This is a genomic window from Variovorax sp. 01N425 (assembly GCF_056399465.1).
In genome coordinates this window covers 18,822-43,322 of the sequence record NZ_JBFTRJ010000021.1, presented here as the reverse complement: position 1 = coordinate 43,322, position 24,501 = coordinate 18,822, and the positions used below count along the sequence as shown (strand labels likewise).

Annotated in this window: 22 protein-coding genes; 21 read left to right on the top strand and 1 reads right to left on the bottom strand. The window is 69.3% G+C overall.

All coding sequences use genetic code 11. From position 1 onward, the window contains the following. Window positions 1–238 precede the first annotated feature (238 nt). From AC1DSC_RS28880 to AC1DSC_RS28815, 14 genes are read left to right on the top strand one after another with little or no spacing between them, the layout of a single operon-like run. Window positions 239–1,111, top strand: a complete 873-nt coding sequence (locus tag AC1DSC_RS28880) for a branched-chain amino acid ABC transporter permease (protein WP_018903728.1) — start codon at window positions 239–241, stop codon at window positions 1,109–1,111. Further along, complete coding sequence (locus AC1DSC_RS28875) at window positions 1,108–2,091, top strand: branched-chain amino acid ABC transporter permease (protein ID WP_369664208.1); 984 nt, start codon at window positions 1,108–1,110, stop codon at window positions 2,089–2,091. Before AC1DSC_RS28880 ends, AC1DSC_RS28875 begins: the two co-directional genes overlap by 4 nt. Then, window positions 2,084–2,845: an ABC transporter ATP-binding protein gene (locus AC1DSC_RS28870; protein WP_018903726.1), complete on the top strand. Its 762-nt coding sequence runs from the start codon at window positions 2,084–2,086 to the stop codon at window positions 2,843–2,845. Before AC1DSC_RS28875 ends, AC1DSC_RS28870 begins: the two co-directional genes overlap by 8 nt. After that, the gene (locus tag AC1DSC_RS28865; protein ID WP_478131987.1) at window positions 2,842–3,552 is read left to right on the top strand and encodes an ABC transporter ATP-binding protein; all 711 of its coding nucleotides are present in this window, start codon (window positions 2,842–2,844) and stop codon (window positions 3,550–3,552) included. Before AC1DSC_RS28870 ends, AC1DSC_RS28865 begins: the two co-directional genes overlap by 4 nt. Before the next feature lie 50 nt (window positions 3,553–3,602). Continuing rightward, entirely contained in the window at window positions 3,603–4,559 is a 957-nt protein-coding gene (locus AC1DSC_RS28860; RefSeq protein ID WP_018903724.1) for a tripartite tricarboxylate transporter substrate binding protein, read from the top strand. Beyond that, window positions 4,556–5,845, top strand: coding sequence for a 3-isopropylmalate dehydratase large subunit (locus tag AC1DSC_RS28855; protein ID WP_018903723.1), 1,290 nt, complete (start codon window positions 4,556–4,558; stop codon window positions 5,843–5,845). Before AC1DSC_RS28860 ends, AC1DSC_RS28855 begins: the two co-directional genes overlap by 4 nt. Continuing rightward, complete coding sequence (locus tag AC1DSC_RS28850; protein WP_018903722.1) at window positions 5,842–6,366, top strand: LeuD/DmdB family oxidoreductase small subunit; 525 nt, start codon at window positions 5,842–5,844, stop codon at window positions 6,364–6,366. The genes AC1DSC_RS28855 and AC1DSC_RS28850 overlap by 4 nt, the downstream gene beginning before the upstream one ends. Further along, the gene (locus tag AC1DSC_RS28845; RefSeq protein WP_018903721.1) at window positions 6,353–7,687 is read left to right on the top strand and encodes an MmgE/PrpD family protein; all 1,335 of its coding nucleotides are present in this window, start codon (window positions 6,353–6,355) and stop codon (window positions 7,685–7,687) included. The genes AC1DSC_RS28850 and AC1DSC_RS28845 overlap by 14 nt, the downstream gene beginning before the upstream one ends. A gap of 28 nt (window positions 7,688–7,715) precedes the next feature. Continuing rightward, window positions 7,716–8,687 (top strand): tripartite tricarboxylate transporter substrate binding protein, encoded by a 972-nt coding sequence (locus tag AC1DSC_RS28840; protein WP_018903720.1) that lies wholly within the window; start codon window positions 7,716–7,718, stop codon window positions 8,685–8,687. Window positions 8,688–8,689: 2 nt separating this feature from the next. Further along, window positions 8,690–10,372 carry a hydantoinase B/oxoprolinase family protein gene (locus AC1DSC_RS28835; RefSeq protein ID WP_018903719.1) on the top strand — a complete coding sequence of 561 codons (1,683 nt, stop codon included), beginning with the start codon at window positions 8,690–8,692 and terminating at the stop codon, window positions 10,370–10,372. Next, window positions 10,369–12,423 (top strand): hydantoinase/oxoprolinase family protein, encoded by a 2,055-nt coding sequence (locus AC1DSC_RS28830; RefSeq protein ID WP_018903718.1) that lies wholly within the window; start codon window positions 10,369–10,371, stop codon window positions 12,421–12,423. The genes AC1DSC_RS28835 and AC1DSC_RS28830 overlap by 4 nt, the downstream gene beginning before the upstream one ends. Further along, a complete protein-coding gene (locus AC1DSC_RS28825) occupies window positions 12,420–13,034 on the top strand; it encodes a cysteine hydrolase family protein (protein WP_018903717.1) in 615 nt (204 codons plus the stop codon). Before AC1DSC_RS28830 ends, AC1DSC_RS28825 begins: the two co-directional genes overlap by 4 nt. Beyond that, on the top strand, window positions 13,031–14,446 hold the full coding sequence (locus AC1DSC_RS28820; RefSeq protein ID WP_018903716.1) for an FAD-dependent oxidoreductase: 1,416 nt from the start codon (window positions 13,031–13,033) through the stop codon (window positions 14,444–14,446). Before AC1DSC_RS28825 ends, AC1DSC_RS28820 begins: the two co-directional genes overlap by 4 nt. Then, the gene (locus AC1DSC_RS28815; protein ID WP_018903715.1) at window positions 14,443–15,306 is read left to right on the top strand and encodes an isocitrate lyase/PEP mutase family protein; all 864 of its coding nucleotides are present in this window, start codon (window positions 14,443–14,445) and stop codon (window positions 15,304–15,306) included. Before AC1DSC_RS28820 ends, AC1DSC_RS28815 begins: the two co-directional genes overlap by 4 nt. A gap of 9 nt (window positions 15,307–15,315) precedes the next feature. Here the strand turns inward: AC1DSC_RS28815 and AC1DSC_RS28810 are convergent, their stop codons facing one another. Beyond that, window positions 15,316–16,200, bottom strand: a complete 885-nt coding sequence (locus AC1DSC_RS28810; protein ID WP_018903714.1) for a LysR family transcriptional regulator — start codon at window positions 16,198–16,200, stop codon at window positions 15,316–15,318. A 130-nt stretch (window positions 16,201–16,330) separates the two neighbouring features. Here AC1DSC_RS28810 and AC1DSC_RS28805 point away from each other — a divergent pair, with 130 nt between their 5' ends. From AC1DSC_RS28805 to AC1DSC_RS28775, 7 genes are all read left to right on the top strand, one after another. Then, entirely contained in the window at window positions 16,331–17,089 is a 759-nt protein-coding gene (locus tag AC1DSC_RS28805; protein WP_018903713.1) for an SDR family oxidoreductase, read from the top strand. A 133-nt stretch (window positions 17,090–17,222) separates the two neighbouring features. Further along, entirely contained in the window at window positions 17,223–17,921 is a 699-nt protein-coding gene (locus AC1DSC_RS28800; protein WP_018903712.1) for a TetR/AcrR family transcriptional regulator, read from the top strand. A 59-nt stretch (window positions 17,922–17,980) separates the two neighbouring features. Further along, window positions 17,981–19,777, top strand: a complete 1,797-nt coding sequence (locus AC1DSC_RS28795; RefSeq protein ID WP_369664209.1) for an acyl-CoA dehydrogenase C-terminal domain-containing protein — start codon at window positions 17,981–17,983, stop codon at window positions 19,775–19,777. Between the two features lie 42 nt (window positions 19,778–19,819). Then, the gene (locus AC1DSC_RS28790; RefSeq protein WP_018903710.1) at window positions 19,820–20,254 is read left to right on the top strand and encodes a DUF2147 domain-containing protein; all 435 of its coding nucleotides are present in this window, start codon (window positions 19,820–19,822) and stop codon (window positions 20,252–20,254) included. 36 nt (window positions 20,255–20,290) lie between these two features. After that, on the top strand, window positions 20,291–22,714 hold the full coding sequence (locus AC1DSC_RS28785) for a 3-hydroxyacyl-CoA dehydrogenase/enoyl-CoA hydratase family protein (RefSeq protein WP_018903709.1): 2,424 nt from the start codon (window positions 20,291–20,293) through the stop codon (window positions 22,712–22,714). A 63-nt stretch (window positions 22,715–22,777) separates the two neighbouring features. Continuing rightward, on the top strand, window positions 22,778–23,197 hold the full coding sequence (locus AC1DSC_RS28780; RefSeq protein ID WP_012745966.1) for an endonuclease domain-containing protein: 420 nt from the start codon (window positions 22,778–22,780) through the stop codon (window positions 23,195–23,197). Then, window positions 23,194–24,396: an acetyl-CoA C-acyltransferase gene (locus tag AC1DSC_RS28775; protein WP_018903708.1), complete on the top strand. Its 1,203-nt coding sequence runs from the start codon at window positions 23,194–23,196 to the stop codon at window positions 24,394–24,396. The genes AC1DSC_RS28780 and AC1DSC_RS28775 overlap by 4 nt, the downstream gene beginning before the upstream one ends. The last annotated feature ends 105 nt before the right edge of the window (window positions 24,397–24,501 follow it).

Here is a 24,501-nt window from a genome sequence, read left to right as displayed (position 1 = left end):
ATTCCGCCGATCGTCGATCAAGCATGGAGCCCGGTATGCGGTGCGGGCCGGGCGAACCCCTCTGCGCCGCCGAGGAGCGCAGCGTTTCGCGGATCAGGGCTCGCAGCTGTTTGAGCGTAGCGAGTTCTGCGAGACCCCGCGAAACGCGAGCACCGCAGGGCAGCCCGAAGGGCCGGCGCAGTGGGGTCGCACGGCCCGCACCGCATACCGGGCGGATCCCACAAGGCGCACAAAGCAAATGTTCGATCTAAGCATCCTCTTCCCCTCGATCCTGAACGGCCTCACCACAGGCGCCGTGTACGCATTGATCGCGCTGGGACTCACGCTGATCTACGGCGTGCTTCACATCATCAACTTCGCCCACGGCGCCTGCCTGATGCTCGCGCTGTACGCCGTCTACTTTCTCAAGGAGCGCTGGGGCATCGACCCGTACATGGCGCTGCCCATCGCGGTGGCCGGCATGTTCGCGCTCGGCTACGCGCTGCAACGCGTCGTCATCAACCGCGCGGGCCACGGCAAGGACGAGAACATCCTGCTCGCCACGCTCGGCATCGCCATCGTCATGGAGAACCTCGCGCTGCTGTTCTTCAAGTCGGACACGCGCAGCATCGACACCGCCTACTCGCTCAGCACCGTCGCCATCGGCCCCGCCATGATCGCCGTGCCCAAGCTCGTGGCCTTCGCGGGGGCGCTCGTGGTGTCGGGCATCCTGTTCTGGATCATGGGCCGCACCGACCTCGGCCGCGCCATCCGCGCCGTCGCCAAGGAGAAGGAAGGCGCCAAGCTCATGGGCATCGACGTCGACCATGTCTATGCCATGAGCTTCGGCATCGGCCTGGCCTGCCTCGGCGCGGCCGCCTGCTTTCTGCTGCCGGCCTACTACGTCAACCCGCAGGTGGGCGGCGGCTTCGTGCTCGTGGCCTTCACCATCGTGGTGCTCGGCGGCATGGGCAGCTTCGTCGGCGCGCTCATCGGCGGCCTCCTGGTCGGCGTGGTCGAGTCGCTCGGCGGGCTGTACCTGGGCGAATCGCTCGGGCAGATCGGCATCTTCGCGATCTTCATCGGCGTGGTGCTGTTCCGGCCCCAGGGCATGTTCGGAGCCAGGGCATGAGCAGCGCACGCGCACAACTCGCGGGCATCGCGCTCTTCGCGGTGCTGGTCGGCTGCGTGCCGCTCGCCACCAAGTCGGGCGTCGCGCTGAACTTCGTGATGATGGCGCTCTACGCCACGCTCATTGCGCAGGCCTGGAACATCCTCGGCGGCTTCGGCGGGCAGTTCTCGTTCGGGCATGCGCTGTTCTTCGGCACCGGGGCCTACATCCAGGCCATCGCGCAGTTGCAGGGTGGCATCAACGCCTGGGCCGCGCTGCCGCTGGCGGTGGCCGGCGCCGCGGGGGTCGGGCTCTTCGTCGGCGCGCTGAGCTTCCGCTATGGCCTCAAGGGCTCCTACTTCGCGCTCGTCACGCTGGCCTTCGCGGAGGTGTTCCGCATCCTCGCGCTGTCGGTGAATTTCACGGGCGGCGGCGTGGGCCTGATGGTGCCGCTGCGCGAGTCGGCGGCCAACCTGCAGTTCGCCTCGCGCGCCGGCTACCTGTGGTTGGTGCTCGCGATGGTGGTCGCGGCCTTGCTCGTCACCTGCTGGCTGCGCAACGGCCGCTTCGGTGCCTACCTGCAGGCCGTGCGCGACAACGAGGATGCGGCGCGCGCCGTGGGCGTGAACCCGTTTCGCGTCAAGCTCGCGGCCATCGGCCTCTCGGCCGCCTTCATGGGTGCGGCCGGCGCGTTCTATGTACAGGTGTTCCAGTACATCGACGCCGGCATCGCCTACGGCCCGGCCGTCTCGGTCGAAGCGCTGGTGGCCGCCATCGTGGGCGGCATGGGCACGCTGTGGGGCCCGGTGCTGGGCGCGGTCGTGCTGCACCTGCTGTCGGATTTCACGCGCAACCTGTTCGGCGAGCTGCCGGGCATCAACATGGTGATCTACGGCACGGTGCTGGTCGTGATCGTGATCTTCCTGCCGCGCGGCGTCGCCGGGCTGGGGCTGTCGGCGCGGCAGCTGTGCAATCCGAAGAAGGGAGGCCGCCATGACTGAGGCGCTGCTGGCCGTGGGCGGGCTCTCGCGTTCCTTCGGCGGACTGAAGGCCGTGCAGGACGTGAGCCTGTCGGTGAAGGAGGGCAGCCTGAGCGCGCTGATCGGCCCCAACGGCGCCGGCAAGACCACGCTGTTCGCGCTGATGTCGGGCTTCCTCAAGCCCGACGCCGGCACTGTGCGCTTCGCGGGCCAGGACATCACGGGCCGCGAGCCGCACCGCAATGCGCTGCTCGGCATGACGCGCACCTTCCAGATCGTCAAGCCCTTTGCGGCGCAGACGGTGCGCGAGAACATCGCGGTCGGTGCGCACCTGCACCTGCGCGGCCGCCGCGAGGCGCTGGCGCATGCCGAGGCCATCGCGCTGCGCGTGGGCCTTGCGCCGCAGCTCGACAAGGCCGCTTCGGACCTCACGGTGGCCGGCCGCAAGCGGCTCGAACTGGCGCGCGCGCTGGCCACGCGCCCGCGCCTGCTGCTGCTCGACGAAGTGCTGGCCGGCCTCAACCCGCAGGAGATCGCCGAGATGATGCCGGTGGTGCGCGGCATTGCCGACAGCGGCGTCACGGTGCTGATGATCGAGCACGTGATGCAGGCCGTGATGCACCTGGCCGAACATGTGTGGGTGCTGGCGCAGGGCCAGCTGATTGCCGAAGGCAGCCCGGCGCAAGTGACCTCCGACGACAAGGTCGTCGAGGCCTACCTGGGCCATGGCACCGCGGCGCGGCTGCGCAAGGCCGCTTCGGGAGCTAGCGAATGACCGCGTTGCTGGACATCCAGGGCCTGCGCGGCGGCTACGGCCGCGTCGAGGTGCTGCGCGGCGTCGACCTGCAGGTGAACGCCGGTGAAATGGTCGCGCTGCTCGGCAGCAGCGGCGCGGGCAAGTCCACCCTCAACAAGATGGTCTGCGGCCTGTGCCCCGCCTGGAGCGGCAATGTGCGCTTCGACGGCAAGGACCTGAGCGGCGCGCACTACCGCGACGTGGTCAAGGCGGGCCTGATCCAGGTGCCCGAGGGCCGCAAGGTGTTTCCCAACCTCAGCGTGCTGGAGAACCTGGAACTCGGCTCCTTCACGCGGGCGCGCGAGCGCCGCGCGGCCAACGTCGAGAAGATGTTCCACATCTTCCCGCGGCTGCGCGAACGCATGGCGCAACACGCCGGCACCATGAGCGGCGGCGAGCAGCAGATGCTGGCCATCGCGCGCGGGCTCATGGCCGAGCCCGTGCTGCTGATCCTCGACGAGCCCTCGCTCGGGCTTTCGCCGCGGCTGGTGGAGGAGATGTTCACGCTGATCCGCGAACTGCGCGACGGCGGCCTCGCGGTGCTGCTGGTGGAGCAGAACGTGGGCCAGTCGCTCGAGATCGCGGACCGCGCCTACGTGCTGGAGAACGGCAGCGTGCGTTTTTCGGGCCTGCCCGGCGAACTGCTCGGAAGCGACGAACTGCGGCGCGCCTACCTGGGGCTCTGAAGCCCGCACATCACATTGAGATACCCCCGATTTCCTCGGAGACAAGACACATGAAGAGACGCGACACCCTTCTTCTTCCACTGGCCGCCGCATTTGCCGGCAGCGCGTTCGCGCAGATCGGCAATGCGCCGGTGCGCATCCTCGTCGGTGCGCCCGCGGGCGGCTCGACCGATACGCTGGCCCGTTCGCTGGCCGTCAGCATGGGCCCGGCGCTCGGCCGCACGGTGATCGTCGAGAACCGGCCCGGCGCGGGCGGCAACATCGCGGCCGATGCCGTGGCCAAGGCCGCGCCCGATGGCAACACGCTGCTGATGAGCTTCACCAGCCATGCGATCAATGCCACGCTCTACCCGGCGCTGCCTTTCGACCCGGTGAAGGACTTCACCGCGCTCACCTGCGTGGCGACCTCGCCCTCGATCCTCGTCGCGCATCCGTCGGTGCCTGCGAAGGACGTGCGCGAACTCATTGCGCTCGCCAAGGCGAAGCCGGGCCAGCTCAACTTCGCGATCGGCGCGGTGGGCTCGTCGCTGCACATGGCGGGCGAGGCCTTCAAGATGCAGTCGGGCGTCGACATCGTGAACATCCCCTACAAGGGCACCTCGCCCGCCGTGCAGGACGTGCTCGCCGGCCAGGTGCAGCTGATGTTCGCGGCCGTGGGCAACGTCAAGGCACACATCCAGGCCGGCAAGCTCAGGGCGCTGGGCGTGACCACGGCCAGGCGGTTGCCGGCCTTTCCCGACGTGCCCGCCATTGCCGAGGCGCTGCCGGGCTACGAGTCGAGCGCATGGTTCGGCCTCTTCGGCCCGGCCCGCATGCCGGCGGAGCGCGTGAAGCAGCTCGGCGACGCCGCGCGCCATGCACTGCAGCAGGCCGACATGCGCCAGCGGCTCGAAACCGAGGGCGCGATACCGGTGGGCAATTCGTCCGAACAGTTCTCCGCCTTCGTGCAGAGCGAGATCGCGCGCTGGGCCAAGGTCGTCAAGTTCTCGGGAGCCAAGCCGGAATGACCTTCAACGCTCCAGACCGCGCGCCGGCGCAACAGACGCTGGCGCAGAAGCTCATTGCGCGCGCCAGCGGCCGCGCGCAGGTGGCGGTGGGCGAGATCGTGACCTGCGGCGTCGACATGGCCATGTTCCACGACTCCTCCGGTCCGCGCCGGCTGCAGCCGATGCTCGAGGAGCTCGGCGCGCAGATCTGGGACCGCTCGCGCGTGGTGCTCGTGATGGACCACTACGTGCCCGAGCGCGACGACGATTCGCGCCGCATCGTGCGCATTGCGCGCGACTGGGCGCGCGACCAGCAGCTGCCGCACGTGTACGACAGCCAGGGCATCTGCCACGTGGTGGTGCCGCAGCACGGCCACATCCGCCCCGGCATGCTGTGCGTGGGCGGCGACTCGCATTCGCCCACGGGCGGCGCATTCGGCGCCTACATGTTCGGCATCGGCAGCACCGAGATGCTGGGCGTGATGGTCACCGGCGAGATCTGGCTGCGCGTGCCGGAGACCATCCGCATGTGGTGGGACGGCGCGCTGCCCGCCGGCGTGACCGCCAAGGACATGATGCTGCACATGATCGGCCGCTTCGGCATGAACGGCGGGCGCTACCAGGCGGTGGAGTTCGCGGGCCCGGCCGTCGCCGCGCTGTCGATGCAGGAGCGCATGACGCTCTCCAACATGAGCGCCGAGCTGGGCGCGCAGGCCGGCCTGATCGCGCCCGATGCCACCACCGCCGCATTCCTCGCACAAGCCGGTGCCCCGCCGGTCGACATGGCGCCGTGGTTCACCGACGAAGGCGCCGCGCTCACGCACCACCGCTTCGATGCCGCCGCGCTCGAGCCCTACGTCGCCGCGCCGCACAGCCCGGCCAACGCGCACGGCGTGAGCCGCTACCTGGGCACGCATGTCGACGTGGCCTACATCGGCGCCTGCACCGGCGCCAAGCTCGACGACCTGCGCGCCGCGGCCCAGGTGCTGCGCGGCCACAAGGTGGCGGCGGGCATCCGCCTGATCGTGGCGCCGGCCAGCCTGCACGACCAGGAGCAGGCGCGCGAAGAGGGCGTGCTGCAGGTGCTGATGGACGCCGGCGCCGAACTCTTCCCGACCGCCTGCGGCGCCTGCTCGGGCTACGGCGATCCGATGGGCGACGGCATCACGGTGATCTCGACCACGGCACGCAACTTCAAGGGCCGCATGGGCTCGCCGACCGCGCAGGTGTACCTGGGCTCGCCCTACACGGTGGCCGCGGCCGCACTGCGCGGCTGCGTGACCGACCCGCGCGAGGTGCTCGCATGACTGCGGAAACCCTGCACCGCACGCACCGGGTGTGGCGCCTGGGCGCCGACATCGACACCGATGCGCTCGCGCCCGGCCATGCGATGAAGCACGGCATCGACGTGATCGCAAAGCATTGCCTCGAAGCCGTCCGCCCTGATTTCGCGCGCGGCGTGCGCCCCGGCGACGTGATCGTGGCCGGGCCGAACTTCGGCATCGGTTCGTCGCGCGAGCAGGCCGCGGCCGTGCTCGTGCAGCTGGGCGTGGCCGCGGTGATTGCGCCTTCGTACAGCGGCCTGTATTTCCGCAATGCCTTCAACGTGGGCCTGCTGCTTCTGACCTGCGCCGAAGCCGAGTCGCTGCAGGACGGCGAACGCATCGTGCTCGACACCCGCACGCCTGCGATGCGCACCGCCGATGCGCGCATGCTCGCCTGCGAGCCCGTGCCGGGTTTCCTGATGGACATGGTCGATGCCGGCGGCCTGCTGCAGCTGCTGCGCCGGCGCATGGCCGCCAAGAAAGAAGCCGATGCAGGGCGCTGAACACGATCCGCAACGCGCCGTGCTGCAGGCCACGGTGGCGCTGCACGCGGCGCAGCCAGCCACCGCCGAGGCCGCATCGCAGGCGCGGCGCCTGCTGGCCGATACCGTCGGCTGCGCGCTCGCGGGCCGGCATGCGAGCGAGGTGCAGCGCCTCGAAGCCGCGCTCGCAGCCTGCGAACCCGGCGACTTTTCTTTTCCTGGCGGTCCGCCGATGGCGGTGCAGGCCGCCGCGCAGGTGCTGGCCATGGCCGCGACCTGGGACGAGGCCTGCGAAGGCCATGCACTCGCGCACGGCCGGCCCGGCGTGCCGCTGGCGGCGGCGCTGCTGCCGCTCGCACTGCGGCGCGGTGCGAGTCTTGGTGAGTTCATCGATGCCTTCGTGCTCGGCTACGAGGTCGGCGCGCGCTGCGGCGCCTGGCTGCGCATCCGGCCCGGCATGCATGTCGATGCGAACTGGCCCGCGCTGGGCGTGGCGGCCGGCGTGGCGCGCCTGCTCGCGCTGCCGCCGGCGGGCATCGTGCAGGCCATCGACATCGCGGCCTGCCAGCTCGCGACCAGCCTCTACCTGCCGGTGCAGCAGGGCCGCACCGCGCGCAATACCTACCTTGGCCACAGCGCATCGCTGGGGCTGCAGGCGGCCTTTGCCAGCGCGGCGGGCATCGACGCGCCGGACGGTGCGCTGGCTCACTACGCCCGCACGCACTCGGCCGCGACCGCGCAGCCGCTGCCCGATGCGGCGACCCTGCTGCTGCGCGATGCCTACCTCAAGCCCTTCGCGGCCGTGCGCCACGTGCACTACGGCGCGACCGCCGCGCGCCAGGTCCGCGAGCAGCTGGCCCAGGACACCACCGGCATCCAGGGCATCGTGCTCAAGATATACGAAGAGGCGATCGTCTACTGCGGCAACCGCGCGCCGCGCACGCCGATCCAGGCGCAGTTCAGCCTGTCTTTCGGCGTCGCGGCGATGCTGCGCTTCGGCGATGTCGATCCATCGGCCTATGCCGCGCCGCGCTTCGACGATGCCGAGCTGCGTCGGCTCGAAGCCCTGGTCGTGCTCGAAACCGATGCCGGCCTCACGGCGCGCAAGCAGCGCGGCGCCACGCTCCAGGTGTCGCACGCGGGCGGCACGCTCGCGCAGACCGTGGGCACCATCACGGGCGATGCCGCCCATCCGCTCGACCGCGCGGCGCTCGCCGCCAAGTTCGTGCACTACGCCGCGCACAGCGTGCCGGCCCAGCAGGCCGCGCGCTTCTGCGAGGGCGTGCTGGACGCGCCCGACGGCACCCGTCTTCGCGCGCTGTGGCAGCAGCTTGCCGCCTGAATCCTTCATTCCTCACAGGCCCACCACCATGAAACTCCTGCGCCATCTTGCGAGCACATTGCTCCTTGCCTGCCTGCCGCTCGCCGCCGCCGCACAGGCGGGCAGCTTTCCGGACAAGCCGATCCGCATCGTCGTGCCGTTCCCGCCGGGCGGCGCCACCGATGCGGCGGCGCGCCTGGTCGCCGTGAAGATGGGCGAGCACTGGGGCCAGCCGGTGGTGGTCGACAACCGCGCGGGCGCGGGCGGCAACGTCGGCTCCGACCTCGTCGCCAAGGCGCCGGCCGACGGCTACACGCTGGTGATGGGCGTGACCGGCTCGCATGCGATCAACACCTCGCTCTACAGCAGGATGCCCTACGACCCGGTGGCCGACTTCGTCGCCATCAGCCAGGTGGCGGTGGTGCCCAACGTGCTGGTGGTGCACCCCTCGGTGCCCGCGAAGAACCTGGCCGAGCTCGTGGCGCTCGCGAAGAAGGAGCCCGGCAAGCTCAACTACGCCTCGCTCGGCAACGGCACGGCCGCGCACCTGGGCATGGAAATGCTCAAGTCCGAGGCCGGCGTCGACATCACGCACGTGCCCTACAAGGGCAGCGCGCCGGCGGTGTCCGACCTGCTCGCGGGCCAGGTGCAGATGATGGTCGACGGCCTGCCTTCGGCGCTGCCGCACGTCAAGGCCGGCAAGCTGCGCGCCATCGCGCTCACCAGCCTGCACCGCGCGCCCTCGCTGCCCGGCTTGCCGACCATCGCAGAGACCTATCCGGGCTTCTACGCCGATGCATGGTCGGGCCTGTTCGCGCCCAAGGGCACGCCGCAGCCCGTGGTGGACAAGCTCTCGGCCGAGGTGCAGCGCATCCTGAAGCTGTCCGACGTGCGCGAGAAGCTGATGGCTCTGGGCGCCGAGCCCGTCGGCTCCACCCAGGCGGAATTCGCCGCGCACGTGAAGAGCGAGATCGACAAATGGGCCAAGGTGGTGAAAACCAGTGGCGCGAAAGTGGACTGAACATGAACGACACCCTCGACCCCGTCACGCTCGCCGTGCTGCGCGGCCGCCTCGAACAGGTGGCCGACGAGATGGACGCGACGCTCTACCGCAGCGCGTTCAATCCCATCATTGCCGAGGCGCACGACGCCTGCCACGGCCTGTACGACGCCACCACCGGCGACACGCTGGTGCAGGGCAAGTCGGGCCTGCCGGTGTTCGTGGGCGCCATGGCCTTCGCGGTGCGCGCCACGGCGAAGGCGGCCGCGCCGCGCGGCGGCATGAAGGACGGCGACATCTGGATCAGCAACGACGCCTACGACGGCGGCACGCACGCCAACGACTTCAAGCTGGTCAAGCCCTTCTTCCGCAACGGCAAGCTGTATTGCTACATGGCCTCGGCCGCGCACTGGCACGACGTCGGCGGCGCGGTGCCCGGCAACTACAACCCGGCCGCCACCGAGTGCTGGCAGGAGGCGGTGCAGATTCCGCCGGTGCGCATCGTGCAGGGCGGCGTGCTCGATGCCGACGTGCTCGCCATCCTGCAGGCCAACACGCGCCTGCCCGACAGCCTCTGGGGCGACCTCAACGGCCAGCTCGCCGCGCTGGAGCTCGGCGCCAAGCGCCTGCACGGCCTGCTCGACGAATACGGCGACGGCCTGGTGCTGAATGCGCTCGGCGAGCTGCGCGGCCGCGCGCTGCGCCTCATGCGCGCGCACATCGCCTCGCTGCCCGACGGCCGCTACAGCTTCGAGGACGTGCTCGACAACGACGGCATCGTCAACCAGCCGCTCGCCATCGCGCTCGACATGACGGTGGCCGGCGACCGGCTCACGCTCGACTTCTCGCGCACCTCGCCGCAATGCGCGGGCCCGGTGAACATCTCGCGCGCCACGGCGGTCGCGGCCTGCTATGTCGCGCTCAAGCACCTGTTTCCCGACGTGCCCGCGAACGCCGGCGTGCTCGACGCGGTCGACTTCGTGATTCCCGACAAGCTGGTGATCAGCGCCGAGCGCCCGCGCCCGGTCGGCGGCTATACCGAAACCATCCTGCGCATGATCGACGTGATCTTCAGCGCCGCCGCGCAGGCCGACCCCACGCGCGCCGTGGCGCAGGCCTACGGCACCATCAACGCGCTGTCGATCGCCGGCCACCGCAGCGACAAGGGCCGCGAAGGCCAGCGCTGGGTGATGTTCAGCTTCTTCGGCGGCGGGCACGGCGGCCATTCGGGCGGCGATGGCCTTTCGCATGGCAACGCGCCGATCTCGACCGCGACGATCCCGCCGCTCGAGATCCTCGAGGCCGCGTACCCCGTGCGCTTCACCGAATGGTCGCTGCGCGCCGACTCGGGCGGCGACGGCCGGCACCGCGGCGGCCTCGGCGCCGTCTACGAGATCGAACTGCTCGAGAAGGACGCCGAGGTGTTCGTCTTCGGCGAGCGCGGCACCTCGCCGCCCAAGGGCATTGCGGGCGGCGGCCCGGGCGCCCTCAACGTGTTCCGCTACGAGAACGCGGGCGAGTGGCACACGCCACCCATGGTGTCGAAGATGCGCGGCATCCAGCTCGCGCGCGGCGAGCGCGTGCGGCTCGAAACGCCCGGCGGCGGCGGCTGGGGCCGTGCCGGCGAGCGGCCCACTTCGCAGTGCGAAGCCGATGCCGCCATGGGCTACGTCACGGCCGCTAGCGGCAAGAAAGCATCCGAATGAGCTCCACCAGCAAATCCCTGGTCGTCGGCGTCGATGTCGGCGGCACCTTCACCGACCTGTTCGTGCTCGACGAGGCCAACGGCAGCGCGCGCATCGTCAAGGTGCCCTCCACGCGCGGCGAGGAAGCGCGCGGCTTCATGAACGGCGTGGCGCGCGTGGCCGATTCGGCCGCGGCCATCGCCACCATCGTGCACGGCACCACCGTCGGCACCAACGCGCTGCTCGAACGCAAGGTGGCGCGCACCGGCATCATCACCACGCGCGGCTTTCGCGACGTGCTCGAGATGCGCCGCCGCGACCGGCCCCAGACCTGGGGCCTGCGCGGCAGCTTCGTGCCCGTGGTGCCGCGCGACCTGCGCCGCGAAGTCGACGAGCGCGTGCTGGCCGACGGCACGCTGCACACGCCGGTCGACCTGGACCAGGTGCGCGCCGAAGCGCGCTCGCTGCTCGAGGCGGGCTGCGAAGCGGTGTGCGTGTTCTTCATCAACACCTACGCCAACCCCGAGAACGAACGGCTCGCCGTGGCGGCCGTGCGCGAGCTCTGGCCCAACCCGCACGTCACCTCGGCCAGCGAGGTGCTGCCCGAGATCCGCGAGTTCGAGCGCTGCTCGACCGCCACGCTCAATGCGGCGCTGCAGCCGGTCGTCGGCAGCTACCTCGGCCGCCTCGAAGCCGACCTGCGCGCGCAGGGCTTCGCGGGCGAACTGCTGGTGGTGCAGAGCAACGGCGGCGTGATGTCGCGCCAGACCGCGAGCGACCTGCCGGTGCGCACCGCGCTCTCGGGCCCGGCGGCCGGCGTGATCGCCTGCGCGGCCATTGCACGCGCGGCGGGTTTCCCGAACGCGATCACCGGCGACATGGGCGGCACCTCGTTCGACGTGTCGCTGGTGGCCAACGGCGAGGCCGCGCTGGCGGCGCAGACCGCCATCGAGTTCGGCATGGTGATCCGCTCGCCGATGATCCAGATCGAGACCATCGGCGCCGGCGGCGGCTCCATCGCTTCCGTGGATGCGAGCGGCATGCTGCAGGTCGGCCCCGAGTCGGCCGGCAGCGTGCCGGGACCGGCGTGCTACGGGCGCGGCAACATGAGGCCGACCGTGACCGATGCGAACGTGCTGCTGGGCCGCATCGCCGCCGACCGCCCGCTGGGCGGCGGGCTGCTCGCGGCGCTGGATGCAGAGAAGTCCCGGCAGGCCATCGAGGAGCACGTCGCGCGCCCGCTCGGTCTCGACGTGCATGCCGCGGCCGAAGCGATTCTTACCGTAGCCAATGCGCGCATGGCGGGCGCGATCCGCCTCGTGTCGATCGAGCGCGGGCACGATCCGCGCCGCTTCGCCTACATGCCCTTCGGCGGCGGCGGCGCGCTGCATGTGTGCGCGATGATGCGCGAGGTGGGCGTGGCCACCGGCATCGTGCCGCGCTATCCCGGCGTGACCTCCGCCCTCGGCTGCGTGATGGCCGACATGCGGCACGACGCGGTGCAGACCCTCAACAGGCCGCTCGCCGAACTCGACGTGGCCGACCTGCAGCGCCGCATCGACGAACTCTCGGCGGCCTGCCAGCAGCGCCTCGACTCCTCGGGCGTGCGCTTCGACGAAGTGCGCGAGGTGATCGCGCTCGACATGCTCTATGCGGGCCAGACGCACACGCTGCCCGTGGTGCTGGCCGATGCGGGCAGGGCGCCGATCACCGGGCAATCCATTCGCGCCGCGTTCGAAGCCAGTTACAGCGCCGCCTTCGGCCGCGTGCTCGACGGCATCCCCATCCGCGTGATGAACCTGCGCTATGCGCGCATCGGCGTGCGTCCCAAGTTCGACCTGAAGGTGCTCGCGCCCGAAGGGCAGGGCAGCACCGCGCCGCTGGGCACGCAGCGCGTGTTCCACCACGGCCGGTGGCACGAGGCCGTGCGCCATGCACGGCTCGAACTGCCGGTGGCCGCGCGCATCGAGGGGCCTGCGATCCTCGAGCAGGCCGACACCACCGTGTGGCTCGAACCCGGCTTCCACGCCGAGGTCGATGCGCACGGCAACCTGCTGGTGAGGCTGTCATGAGCGCGGAAACCAAGCCTGTGGCAGCGAAGACGGCGCTGGTCATCATCGACCTGCAGAACGATTTTCTCGACCGCAACGGCGCCTATGCGCGCGGCGGCGACACCAACCCGCCCGCGCTGCTGCTGCCGGCGCGCGTGGCCGCGGTGGCGCGCGCGCTCAAGGCCGCGGGCGGCCTCGTGGCCGCCAGCCAGTTCACGCTGTGGCCCGACGCGGCCGGCGAGCCGATGGTGTCGCCGCACCTGAAGGCGCTGCGCCCCTACCTGAAGAAGGGCGACTTCGCGCCCGGCAGCTGGGGCCAGGTGAACGTCGATGCGCTGGCCGGGCTGGTCGACGTGGCGGTCAGCAAGGTCGCGTATTCGGCCTTCTTCAACACCCAGCTCGACTGGGTGCTGCGCCGCGCGGGCATCGACACCGTGGCCGTGTGCGGCATCGTGACCAACGGCGGCGTGGCCAGCACGGTGCGCGATGCCCACATGCGCGACTACCGGACGCTGGTGCTGGCCGACGGCTGCGCGGCCTTCGGAGAGGAACGCCACCAGACCTCGCTGGCCGACATGCGCAACGTGGCCGAGGTGACCGACTGCGCGGCCTTCATCGCATCGCTCGCATGACGGGAAACCCTTCGCGGCGTATCCGCCGCGCAGCGCAGGTCGAGGCCGAGGTGCACGTGCCGGTGGCCATCGTCGGCGGCGGCGCCTGCGGGCTCACGGCCGCGCTGATGCTGTCCGATGCGGGCGTCGACTGCGTGGTGCTCGAACGCGACGCGCTGCCGAGCGGCTCGACCGCGCTGTCCTCGGGATTCATCCCCGCGCCCGGCACGCGCACGCAGCGGGCGCATGGCGTGCAGGGCGACAGTGCCGAGCGCTTTGCCGCCGACATCCAGGCCAAGGCCCACGGCCGTGCGGCGCCTGCGCTGGTCGAGGCCTACGCGGCTTCCATCGGCCCGGCGCTCGATGCGCTGCAGGAGCGGCATGGGCTGCAGTGGATGCTGCTCGACGGCTTTCTCTATCCGGGCCACAGCGTGCATCGAATGCACGCGTTGGCGCAGAAGACCGGCGCGTCGCTGATGGCGGCGCTGCAGGCGGCCGCAGCGGCAGCGGGCATTCCGGTGCTGACCCAGGCGCTGGTCGACACGCTGGTGCTCGACGCCGAAGACAGCGTGATCGGCATCGACTACCTGCGGCCCGATGGCAGCCGAGAAACGCTGGGCTGCGGCGCACTGCTGCTCGCATGCAACGGCTTCGGCGGCAATTCGGAAATGGTGCGCACGCTGCTGCCCGAGATGGCCGAAGCCAGCTTCGGCGGCCACGCCGGCAACGACGGCAGCGCGATCCTCTGGGGCGAGGCACTGGGCGCGCGGCTTCGCGACCTTGGCGGCTACCAGGGCCACGGCTCGTGGGTCACGCCGCAAGGTGCGCTGATGTCGTGGGCCGTGATGATGGAAGGCGGCGTGCAGCTCAACCGCGAGGGCCGGCGCTTCCATGACGAGACAGAGGGCTACTCGGAAGCCGCCGTGCACGTGCTCGCACAGCCGGGCGGCATGGCATGGAATGTGTTCGACGCGCCGCTGCTTGCACTGGCGCGGGGCTTTCCCGACTTCTGCGAGGCCGAAGCGGCAGGTGCGTTGCGCCGCTGCGAATCGGTGGCTGCGCTGGCGGAATGCATCGGCTGCGAGCCTTCCGTGCTGCAAGCCACGCTCGACGCCATGCGCGCCGGCACGCCACCGCCCGACGGCCGTGTGTTCGCACGCGCACTCCAGGCGCCGTACTTCGCAGTGAAGGTCACAGGCGCGTTGTTCCACACCCAGGGCGGCCTCGACACCGCGCCCGACATGCGCGTGCTGCGACACGACGGCACGCCCTTCGCCAACCTGTTCGCCGCCGGTGGCGCGGCGGGCGGCGTTTCGGGCGATGCGGTCTGGGGCTATCTTTCCGGCAACGGCCTGCTGAGCGCGGTGGCCGGCGGCTATATCGCGGCGCATACGGCTGCCGCACTGATCCCATCGACGAAAGCGTCCAGATGACGAATCCTTCCTTCAAGACCCGGCTCGCGCGCAAGGACATCGTGCTCGCGCCCGGCGTGTACGACGCGCTCAGCGCGCTCGTGGCCGAGCAGGCCGGCTTCGAGGCGCTGTACCTCTCGGGCGCCTCCATCGCCTACACGCGCCTGGGCCGCTCCGACATCGGCCTCACCACCTTCACCGAGGTCGAGGACACGCTGGCGCGCATCACCGAACGCGTGCGCCTGCCCGTGATCGTCGATGCCGACACCGGCTTCGGCAACGCGCTCAATACGCAGCGCACCGTGCGCGGCTTCGAGCGCGCGGGCGCGGCCATGGTGCAGATCGAGGACCAGACCTTTCCCAAGCGCTGCGGCCACCTCGACGGCAAGGCCGTGGTGCCCGCGCGCGAGATGGTCGGCAAGCTCAAGGCCGCGCTGGACGCGCGCGCGTCGAGCGACACGCTGATCCTCGCGCGCACCGATGCGGTGGCGGTCGAAGGGCTCGAGGCCGCGCTCGACCGCGCCGAGGCGTACCTGGCCTGCGGCGTCGATGCGCTCTTCATCGAGGCGCTGCGCTCGCCCGAGCAGATGGATGCCGCCTGCCGGCGCTTCGGCGACCGCGTGCCGCTGCTCGCCAACATGGTCGAAGGCGGCAAGACGCCGATCCAGGATGCCGATGCGCTGCAGGCCCACGGCTTTCGCATTGCGATCTTTCCGGGCGGCACCGCGCGCGCCGTGGTGCACACGCTGCAGGGCTACTACGCGAGCCTGCACCGGCACCGCACCACACAGCCGTGGCGGCCGCAGATGCTGGACTTCGACGCGCTCAACGAGGTGATTGGCACGCCGGAGCTGATGCGCACCGGCCAGAAGTACGACTGACCTGCCGCCTCAACGCAGCACGCGGACCAGCTCGTCGTACACCAGCCGCACGCGCGCCGGCACCGGCGCACGCTGCGGGCGGTAGACGTGGATCGGCCAGGGCTCGGGCGCCTCGGCCTCCAGCACGGGCAGCATCGCGCCTGTGCGCAGCCACGGTTCCGCCAGCGGTCCGATCAATTGCCCGAAGCCCACGCCTGCGAGCACGGCGGCGCATTCGGCATCGATGCTGTCCGTCACGAAGGCGGGCGAGGACACCGTCACCACCCGCCGCCTGCTGAAGGCCCATGGCCAGGGGCGGCCCGAGCTGCGGTCGATCAGCGCGGTGAGCGGCAGCGCCGCCAGCGCATCGAGGCTTTGCGGCCGGCCCACTCTTTCGATGAGCGCCGGCGCCGCCACCACATGCAGCGCCATCTTGCCGACGGCGCGCGCCACGAAGCGCGCATCGCGCATCGGCCCCACGCGCACGCCGATGTCGATCTGCTCGTCGACCACGTCGGCATGCTGCTCCGACAGGCGCAGGTCGAGCACCAGCCCGGGGTGCGCCGCCAGCAGCGGCGCCAGCGCCTGCGGGATGAGCCGGGCGTACACGTGCGGCGCCGTGACCCGCACCGTGCCCGCATGCTGCGACAGCGTGCGCCGGTCGATCTGGTGGAACAGCTCGTCGACGCTGCCCACCGCCACGCGGGCGCGCTCGGCCAGCTGCCGGCCGAAGTCGGTGAGCTGCACGCCGCGCGTGCTGCGGTGGAACAGCGGCTCGCCCAGTTCTTCTTCCAGCTCGCGAACCGCGCGCGTCACGACCTGCGGCGAGACGGACAGGCGCGCGGCGGCCTCGCGGAAGTTGGCGGCAGCGGCGGCGGTGCAGAACACGCGCAGGGCTTCAAGACGGTTGGCCATGGTGGTGCTTTCAAGAGGCGGTGTGTTCCAGCTTGGGGAATTCTGAACTCGCAAGAGTTTCATTTACGGGAATGCACGGATTTTCCACACTGCATGCACTTCTTCTTCCACACACCCGAAAGGAATTCCCATGGCATCCGTTCAAGACAACATCCAAGGCAAGGTCGCCATCGTCACCGGCGCGAGCAGCGGGCTCGGCGAATCGACCGCGCGCCACCTGGCCGCGCGCGGCGCCAAGGTGGTGCTCGCGGCGCGCCGCACCGATCGCCTGGACAAGGTGGTCGCCGAGATCCGCGAGGCCGGCGGCGAGGCCATTGCCGTGGCCACCGACGTGGCGAAGCGCGCCGATCTCGACAAGCTCGCGGCCGCCACCGTCGAGGCCTTCGGCCGCATCGACGTGCTGGTCAACAACGCGGGCGTGATGCCGCTGTCGCCACTGGACAAGCTCAAGGTCGACGAGTGGGACCGCACCATCGACGTCAACATCAAGGGCGTGCTCTACGGCATTGCCGCGGTGCTGCCGCGCATGCAGGCCCAAGGCAGCGGCCACATCGTCAACGTGGCGTCGATCGCGGGGCTCAAGGTGTTCACGCCGATCGGCACGGTCTACAGCGCAACCAAGCATGCGGTGCGCGCGATCTCCGAAGGGCTGCGCGTCGAAATGGGCAACAGCGGCGTGCGCGTGACCATCGTCTCGCCCGGCGCGGTGGAGTCGGAGCTGAAGTTCGGCAGCACCGACGCCGAGAGCGCGGCCGGCGTTAAGGCGTTCTACGAGGCCAACCAGATTCCCGCCGATTCGGTGGCGCGCGCCGTGGTCTATGCCGTGGAGCAGCCGGCGGACGTCGACATCAACGAGGTGGTGCTGCGGCCGGTCTCGCAGGAGTTCTGATCCGGGGAGGGGCGGGGCATGGCGGCCCCGCTTCCCGCCCATTAACCTTCAACCGTGGAAGGTCATTGACAGCCAAAAGTGCAAAGCCCCTGCAAAATAGAACGACCGTTCGTTTTATTCCGGAGCTTCCACGATGCCTGTCAATGCCGTTCCCGCCAAGCCGGTCCGCGCTGCCCAGAAGGGCCAGCAGACCAAGGCCGTGATCGTCGACGCCGCGCTGGCGCTGGCGGCGCAGATCGGGCTCGAGGGCCTGTCGATCGGCGCGGTGGCCGAGCTCACCAAGATGAGCAAGTCGGGCGTGTTCGCCCATTTCGGCTCGCGCGAGGAACTGCAGATTTCCGTGGTGCGCGAGTATCACGCACGTTTCGAGCAGGAAGTGTTTTTTCCCGCGCTCGAGGCGCCGCGCGGCCTGCCGCGCCTGCGCGCCATGTTCGCCAACTGGATGAAGCGCACCTCGGCCGAGATCGACTCGGGCTGCATCTACATCAGCGGCGCTTCCGAATTCGACGACCGTCCGGGCCCGGTGCGCGATGCGCTGGTGGAGTCGGTCAGCATCTGGCAGGCGGCCGTGCTGCGCGCGATCGTGCAGGCCAAGAGCGAAGGCCATCTGCGCGCCGACGCCGACGAGCGGCAGCTGGCCTTCGAGATCCACGGCCTGATCCTCGCGCTGCACTACGAAGCGCGTTTCCTGCAGGTGCCGGGCTCGATCGGCCGCGCGAATGTCGGCTTCGACAACATCCTTGCGCGCAGCGCCACGCCCGATGCGCCGCCCGCCGAAGCCGCGGCATCGGCCAAGCCCGCCGCCTCCCGCCGGCTCAAGCCGGTGCGCTGAGCGGCCCCTTTTTTCCTTTCTTTTTTTCCCCTTTCAGTTTTCGACCAGGAGAGTCCCGGATGCCCAGCTACAACCCACCCGTACGCGACATGCAGTTCGTGCTGCACGAAGTGCTCAACGTCGCCGACGAACTCAAGGCGCTTCCGGCCCATGCCGAGACCGATGCCGACACCATCAACGCGGTGATCGAGGAGGCCGGCAAGTTTGCCGCCGAGGTGACCTTCCCGCTCAACATCAGCGGCGACGAAGAGGGCTGCACGCTCGACAAGGCCACGCATGAAGTCAAGACGCCCAAGGGCTTCAAGGACGCCTACGCCAAGTACGTCGAAGGCGGCTGGCCCGCGCTGTCGTGCGACCCGGCCTTCGGCGGCCAGGGCCTGCCCTTCGTGGTGAACCAGTGCCTGTTCGAGATGCTCAACAGCGCCAACCAGGCCTGGACCATGTACCCGGGCCTCTCGCACGGCGCCTACGAAGCGCTGGTGGCCCACGGCACCGAAGAACAGAAGAAGACCTACCTGCCCAAGCTCACGAGCGGCGAATGGACCGGCACCATGTGCCTGACCGAGCCGCACTGCGGCACCGACCTGGGCCTCTTGCGCACCAAGGCCGAGCCGCAGGCCGACGGCAGCTACCGCATCACCGGCAACAAGATCTTCATCTCGGCCGGCGAGCACGACATGGCCGACAACATCATCCACCTGGTGCTGGCCCGGCTGCCCGATGCGCCCAAGGGCAGCAAGGGCATCAGCCTGTTCGTGGTGCCCAAGTACAAGGTCAAGGCCGACGGCTCGCTCGGCGAGCGCAACCCGATCTTCTGCGCGGGCCTCGAGCACAAGATGGGCATTCACGGCAACGCCACCGCGCAGATCGTGATCGAAGGCGCCACCGGCTCGCTGGTGGGCGAGCCCAACAAGGGCCTGCAGGCCATGTTCGTGATGATGAACGCCGCGCGCCTGGGCGTGGGCAACCAGTCGCTCGGCCTGACCGAGGTGGCCTACCAGAATGCGCTGGCCTACGCCAAGGACCGCATCCAGATGCGCTCGCTCTCGGGCGTGAAGGCCAAGGACAAGGAAGCCGACCCCATCATCGTGCACCCCGACGTGCGCAAGATGCTGCTCACCGCCAAGGCCTACGCCGAAGGCGGCCGCGCGCTGCAGATCTTCTGCACGATGCTGCTCGACAAGGAACACCACCACCCGGACGAGAAGGTGCGCAAGGACTCGGGCGAACTGGTGGCGCTGCTCACGCCCATCGTCAAGGCCTTCATCACCGACAACGGCCACATCGCGACCAACGCCTGCATGCAGGTGTTCGGCGGCCACGGCTTCATCAAGGAATGGGGCATGGAGCAGTTCGTGCGGGACAACCGCATCAACATGATCTACGAGGGCACCAACACCATCCAGTCGCTGGACCTCTTGGGCCGCAAGGTGCTGGGCAACAACGGCGCGTCGCTCAAGAAGTTCGGCAAGCTGGTTGCCAAGCTGGTGGAGGAAGAAGGCGTGAACGAGAAGATGGCCGAGTTCATCAACCCGATCGCGGGCCTGGGCGACCAGCTCACCAAGTTCACGACCGAGATCGGCTTCAAGGGTTTCCAGAACCCCGACGAAGTGGGCGCCGCCGCGGTCGACTACCTGCGCGTGGCCGGCCACTTCGTGTTCGGCTACCTGTTCGCGCGCATGGCGCAGGTCGCGCTGCGCCAGATCGCGTCGGGCAACACCGATCCGTTCTACGTTGCCAAGCTGCAGACCGCGCGCTTCTACTTCGCCAAGCTGTTCCCCGAGACCGCGACGCTGATGCGCACTGCACGCGCCGGCAGCAAGGTGCTGATGGACACCGACGCGGCGCTGGCCTGAGGCCGTCGTCCCTTCTTCTCGTCGTCCGACCGGGAGCCGTTCATGAAATCGACGCTTGCAGCCATCGTTCTTGCCGCCACATCCTTCACGGCCATGGCCCAGAACACGCCCGTGGGCCTGTGGCGCAACGTCGACGACAAGACCGGCGAAGCCAAGGCCGAGATCCGCATCGGCGAAGCGAACGGCGCGCTCATCGGCCGCATCGAGAAGTCGCTCAAGAAGGACGGCAAGCCCGATGCGATCTGCGATGAATGCAGCGACGACCGCAAGGGCAAGCCCATCACCGGGCTCGACATCATCCGCGGCGGCAAGAAGGCCGAAGGCAAGGACGTCTGGGAAGGCGGAAAGATCCTCGATCCCGAGAACGGCAAGGAATACCGCGCGAGCTTCACGCCGATTGAAGGCGGCAAGAAGCTCGAAGTGCGTGGCTACCTTGGGCCTTTCTGGCGTACCCAAACCTGGAACCGCGTGCAGTAACGCTGCGTGCAACTCATCCAAGAAATACCAATCAACATGTCCCGATTCCAAGTGAAGAAAGTCGCCGTGCTCGGCGCCGGCGTGATGGGCGCGCAGATTGCGGCCCACCTCGTCAATGTGCGCGTGCCTGTGGTGCTGTTCGATCTGGCTGCAAAAGACGCGACCGGAGCTGTCGCTCAAGGTGCAGCGAAGAACGGCATCGTCTCGCGCGCGATCGAGAACCTCAAGAAGCTCAAGCCCGCGCCGCTCGGCGACGTGGCCGATGCGGTGCTCATCGAGCAGGCCAACTACGAAGACGACCTCGCCAAGCTCGGTGAGTGCGACCTCGTCATCGAAGCCATTGCCGAGCGCATGGACTGGAAGCTCGACCTGTACAAGAAGATCGCGCCGCACGTCGCCAAGCATTCGATCCTGGCCTCGAACACCTCGGGTCTGTCGATCACCAAGCTCAGCGAGGCGCTGCCTGAAGCGCTGAAGCCGCGTTTCTGCGGCATTCACTTCTTCAACCCGCCGCGCTACATGTTCCTGGTGGAGCTGATCAACACGCCCACCACCGAGCCGCAGGTGCTCGACGACCTCGAGGCCTTCGTCACCAGCACGCTCGGCAAGGGCGTGGTGCGCGCGCACGACACGCCCAACTTCATCGCCAACCGCGTCGGCATCGCCGGCATGCTGGCCACGCTGAAGGAGGTCGAGAAGTTCGGCCTCACGGCCGACGTGGTGGACGATCTCACGGGCAAGAAGCTCGGCCGCGCGAGCTCGGGCACCTTCCGCACGGCCGACGTGGTGGGCCTGGACACCATGGCCCATGTCGTGAAGACGCTGCAGGACAACCTGAACGCCGAGACCGATCCGTTCTACGCCAACTTTTCGACGCCGCCGGTGCTCGCCAAGCTGCTCGAACTCGGCAACCTCGGCCAGAAGACCAAGGCCGGCTTCTTCAAGAAGGTGGGCCGCGACATCCTGCGCTTCGACCTGCAGAGCGGCGAGTACGTGCCCGCCGGCGCGAAGGCCGACGAGGTGTACGGCCGCATGCTCAAGAAACCCGCGGGCGAACGCCTGAAGCTCCTGCGCGAGAGCGAAGGGCCGCAGGGGCAGTTCCTCTGGGCCATCCTGCGCGACGGCTTCCACTACGCCGCGGTGCACCTGGCCGACATTGCCGAGAGCGCGCGCGACATCGACCTTGCGATGCGCTGGGGCTTCGGCATGAAGCAGGGCCCGTTCGAGCTGTGGCAGGAAGCCGGCTGGGCGCAGGTCGCCAAGTGGGTGCAGGAAGACATCGACGCCGGCAAGGCGCTGAGCAGCGCACCGCTGCCCAAGTGGGTGTTCGAAGGCCCGGTCGCGCAGGCCGGCGGCGTGCACACGACCGAAGGCTCGTGGAGCGCCTCGCAGAACACCTTCGTGCCGCAGCGCAGGCTGCCGGTGCATGAGCGCCAGCTGTTCCCCGAAAGCGTGCTCGGTGCGAACGCGGCCGATGCCAACACCGCGGGCACGACGATCAGCGACGAGGGCGATGTGCGCGTGTGGACGCTCGACGGCGAAGTGCTCATCGCGAGCATCCATTCGAAGATGCACGCGATCAGCCCCGACGTGGCTGAAGCGCTGGGTGCCGCGGTCGAGCTCGCAGAGGCTGAATACAAGGGCCTGGTGATCTGGTCGCCCGACGAGATGTTCTCGGTCGGCGCCGACCTGCAGGCGATGCTGCCGGCCTTCGTGGTCGCGGGCATCGGCGCGGTCGAAGGCGCGGAAGAAGAGCTGCAGAACGTGATGCTCAAGATCCGCTACGCGAGCGTGCCGGTGGTCTCCGCCGTGCGCGGCATGGCGCTGGGCGGCGGCTGCGAGCTGGCCGTGTATTCGTCGAAGCGCGTGGCGGCGATGGAGAGCTACGTCGGCCTGGTCGAAGTGGGCGTGGGCCTGATCCCCGGCGCGGGCGGCCTGACCTACATTGCGCGCCGCGCGGCCGAGAACGCATCGGCCTCCACAGGCACCGACCTGCTGCCCTTCCTGACCGAAGGCTTCACGGCCGCCGCGATGGCCAAGGTGGGCACCGGCGCGCTCGATTCGAAGAAGCTCGGCTACCTGCTCGACAGCGACGTGATCGTGCCGAACAAGGACGAGCTGCTCTACGTGGCGCTGCAGCAGGCCAGGGCCATGGCCGACGCCGGCTACCGGGCGCCGCTGCGCCGCACCTTCCGCGTGGCGGGCCGAAGCGGCGCCGCGACCATCAAGGGCCAGCTCGTGAACATGCGCGACGGCGGCTTCATCAGCGCGCACGATTTCCACATCGCGAGCCTGATCGCGCACGTGGTGACCGGCGGCGACGTGGACGCAGGCTCGCTCGTGACCGAGGAATACCTGATGGCGCTGGAACGCAAGGCGTTCTGCTCGCTGATCGTGCACCCGAAGACGCAGGAGCGGATCATGGGGATGCTGAGCACGGGGAAGCCGGTGCGCAACTGACCTGCATTTCTCCTTCCCCCTCCGGGGGAAGGCAGGGATGGGGGCCACCTCCAACCAAGCACGATGCGAAATCAGTCCACGCCCAACGCTCGCGCAAACGCGCAGGTGCTTCGCCGCGAGATGACCGATTCGGAGCGAAAGCTCTGGGGTGGACTGCGCGCTGAGCAGCTGGGCGTGAAATTTCGGCGCCAGCATCCGCTGGGCAATTACATCGCTGATTTCGCGTGCCTTGCGCCCAAGCTGATCGTCGAACTCGACGGATCGCAGCATCAGCTGCAGCAAGGCTATGACGCGCGGCGCGACGCATTCTTCCGCGCGCAGGGTTTCGATGTGCTGCGCTTTGCATCGAACGATCCGTTCACCAATCTTGATGGGGTTCGCCAGGCGATTGCCAACCGGCTTGCCGAATTGACGCCGCCGGCCCCCATCCCAACCTTCCCCCGGCGGGGGAAGGAGCAAGAAAATCCAGGAGCTTCTTCATGAGCAGCAAACAAGTCCAAGACGCCTACATCGTCTCCGCCACTCGCACCCCCATCGGCAAGTCGCACCGCGGCTACTTCCGCAACTACCGGCCCGACGGCCTGCTCGCGACCACGCTCAAGGCAGCGCTTGCCGCAGTGCCTGGCCTGGACCCCAAGGCCATCGAGGACATCATCTGCGGCTGCGCGATTCCCGAATCGCAGCAGGGGCTGAATGTCGCGCGCATCGGCGCGGTGCTTGCGGGCCTGCCGACCAGCATCGGCGGCATCACCGTGAACCGCTTCTGCGCATCGGGCCTGTCGGCCGTGCAGATGGCGGCGGACCGCATCCGCGTGGGCGAGGCCGACGTGATGATCGCGGCGGGCGTCGAGAGCATGAGCATGGTGCCGATGATGGGCAACTCGCCGTCGCTGTCGCCTTCCATCTTCGAGCGCGAAGGCGATGTCGGCATTGCCTACGGCATGGGCCTCACGGCCGAGAAGGTCGCGCAGCAGTGGAAGGTGAGCCGCGAGGCGCAGGACGAATTCGCGCTCGCCTCGCACCAGAAGGCGCTGGCCGCGCAGAAGGCCGGCAAGTTCGCCGACGAAATCACGCCGATCGAGGTGACCGACCGCACGCCGGACCTCGCCACCGGCGAATCGATCGCGAAGACCCGCACCGTGAACCTCGACGAAGGCGCGCGGCCCGACACCAGCCTCGAAGGCCTGGCCAAGCTGCGCACCGTGTTCGCCGCGCGCGGTACCGTCACGGCCGGCAACAGCTCGCAGACTTCCGACGGCGCGGGCGCGCTGATCCTCGCGAGCGAGAAGGCCGTGAAGCAGTACGGCCTCACGCCGCTCGCGCGCTTCGTGAGCTTTGCAAGCAAGGGCGTGCCGCCGCACATCATGGGCATCGGCCCGATCGAGGCCATTCCGGCTGCGCTGCGCTATGCGGGCCTCAAGCGCGAGGACATCGACTGGTTCGAGCTCAACGAAGCCTTCGCCGCGCAGTCGCTCGCGGTGATCAACACGCTGGGGCTCGACCCGAGCAAGGTCAACCCGATGGGCGGCGCCATTGCGCTCGGCCATCCGCTCGGCGCGACGGGGGCGATCCGCGCGGCCACGGTGGTGCATGCGCTGCGGCGCGAGAACCTGAAGTACGGCATGGTCACGATGTGCGTGGGGATGGGGCAGGGCGCCGCGGGCATCTTCGAACGCGTCTAGCGGCGGCTACTGCGCGGGCGATCTGCGGCGTTGCGGGGCCCGTCGGGAAATCCTCACGACCCTGAAGGTCGCTCCGGTTTCCCGCCACCCGCGCCTTGCATCTCA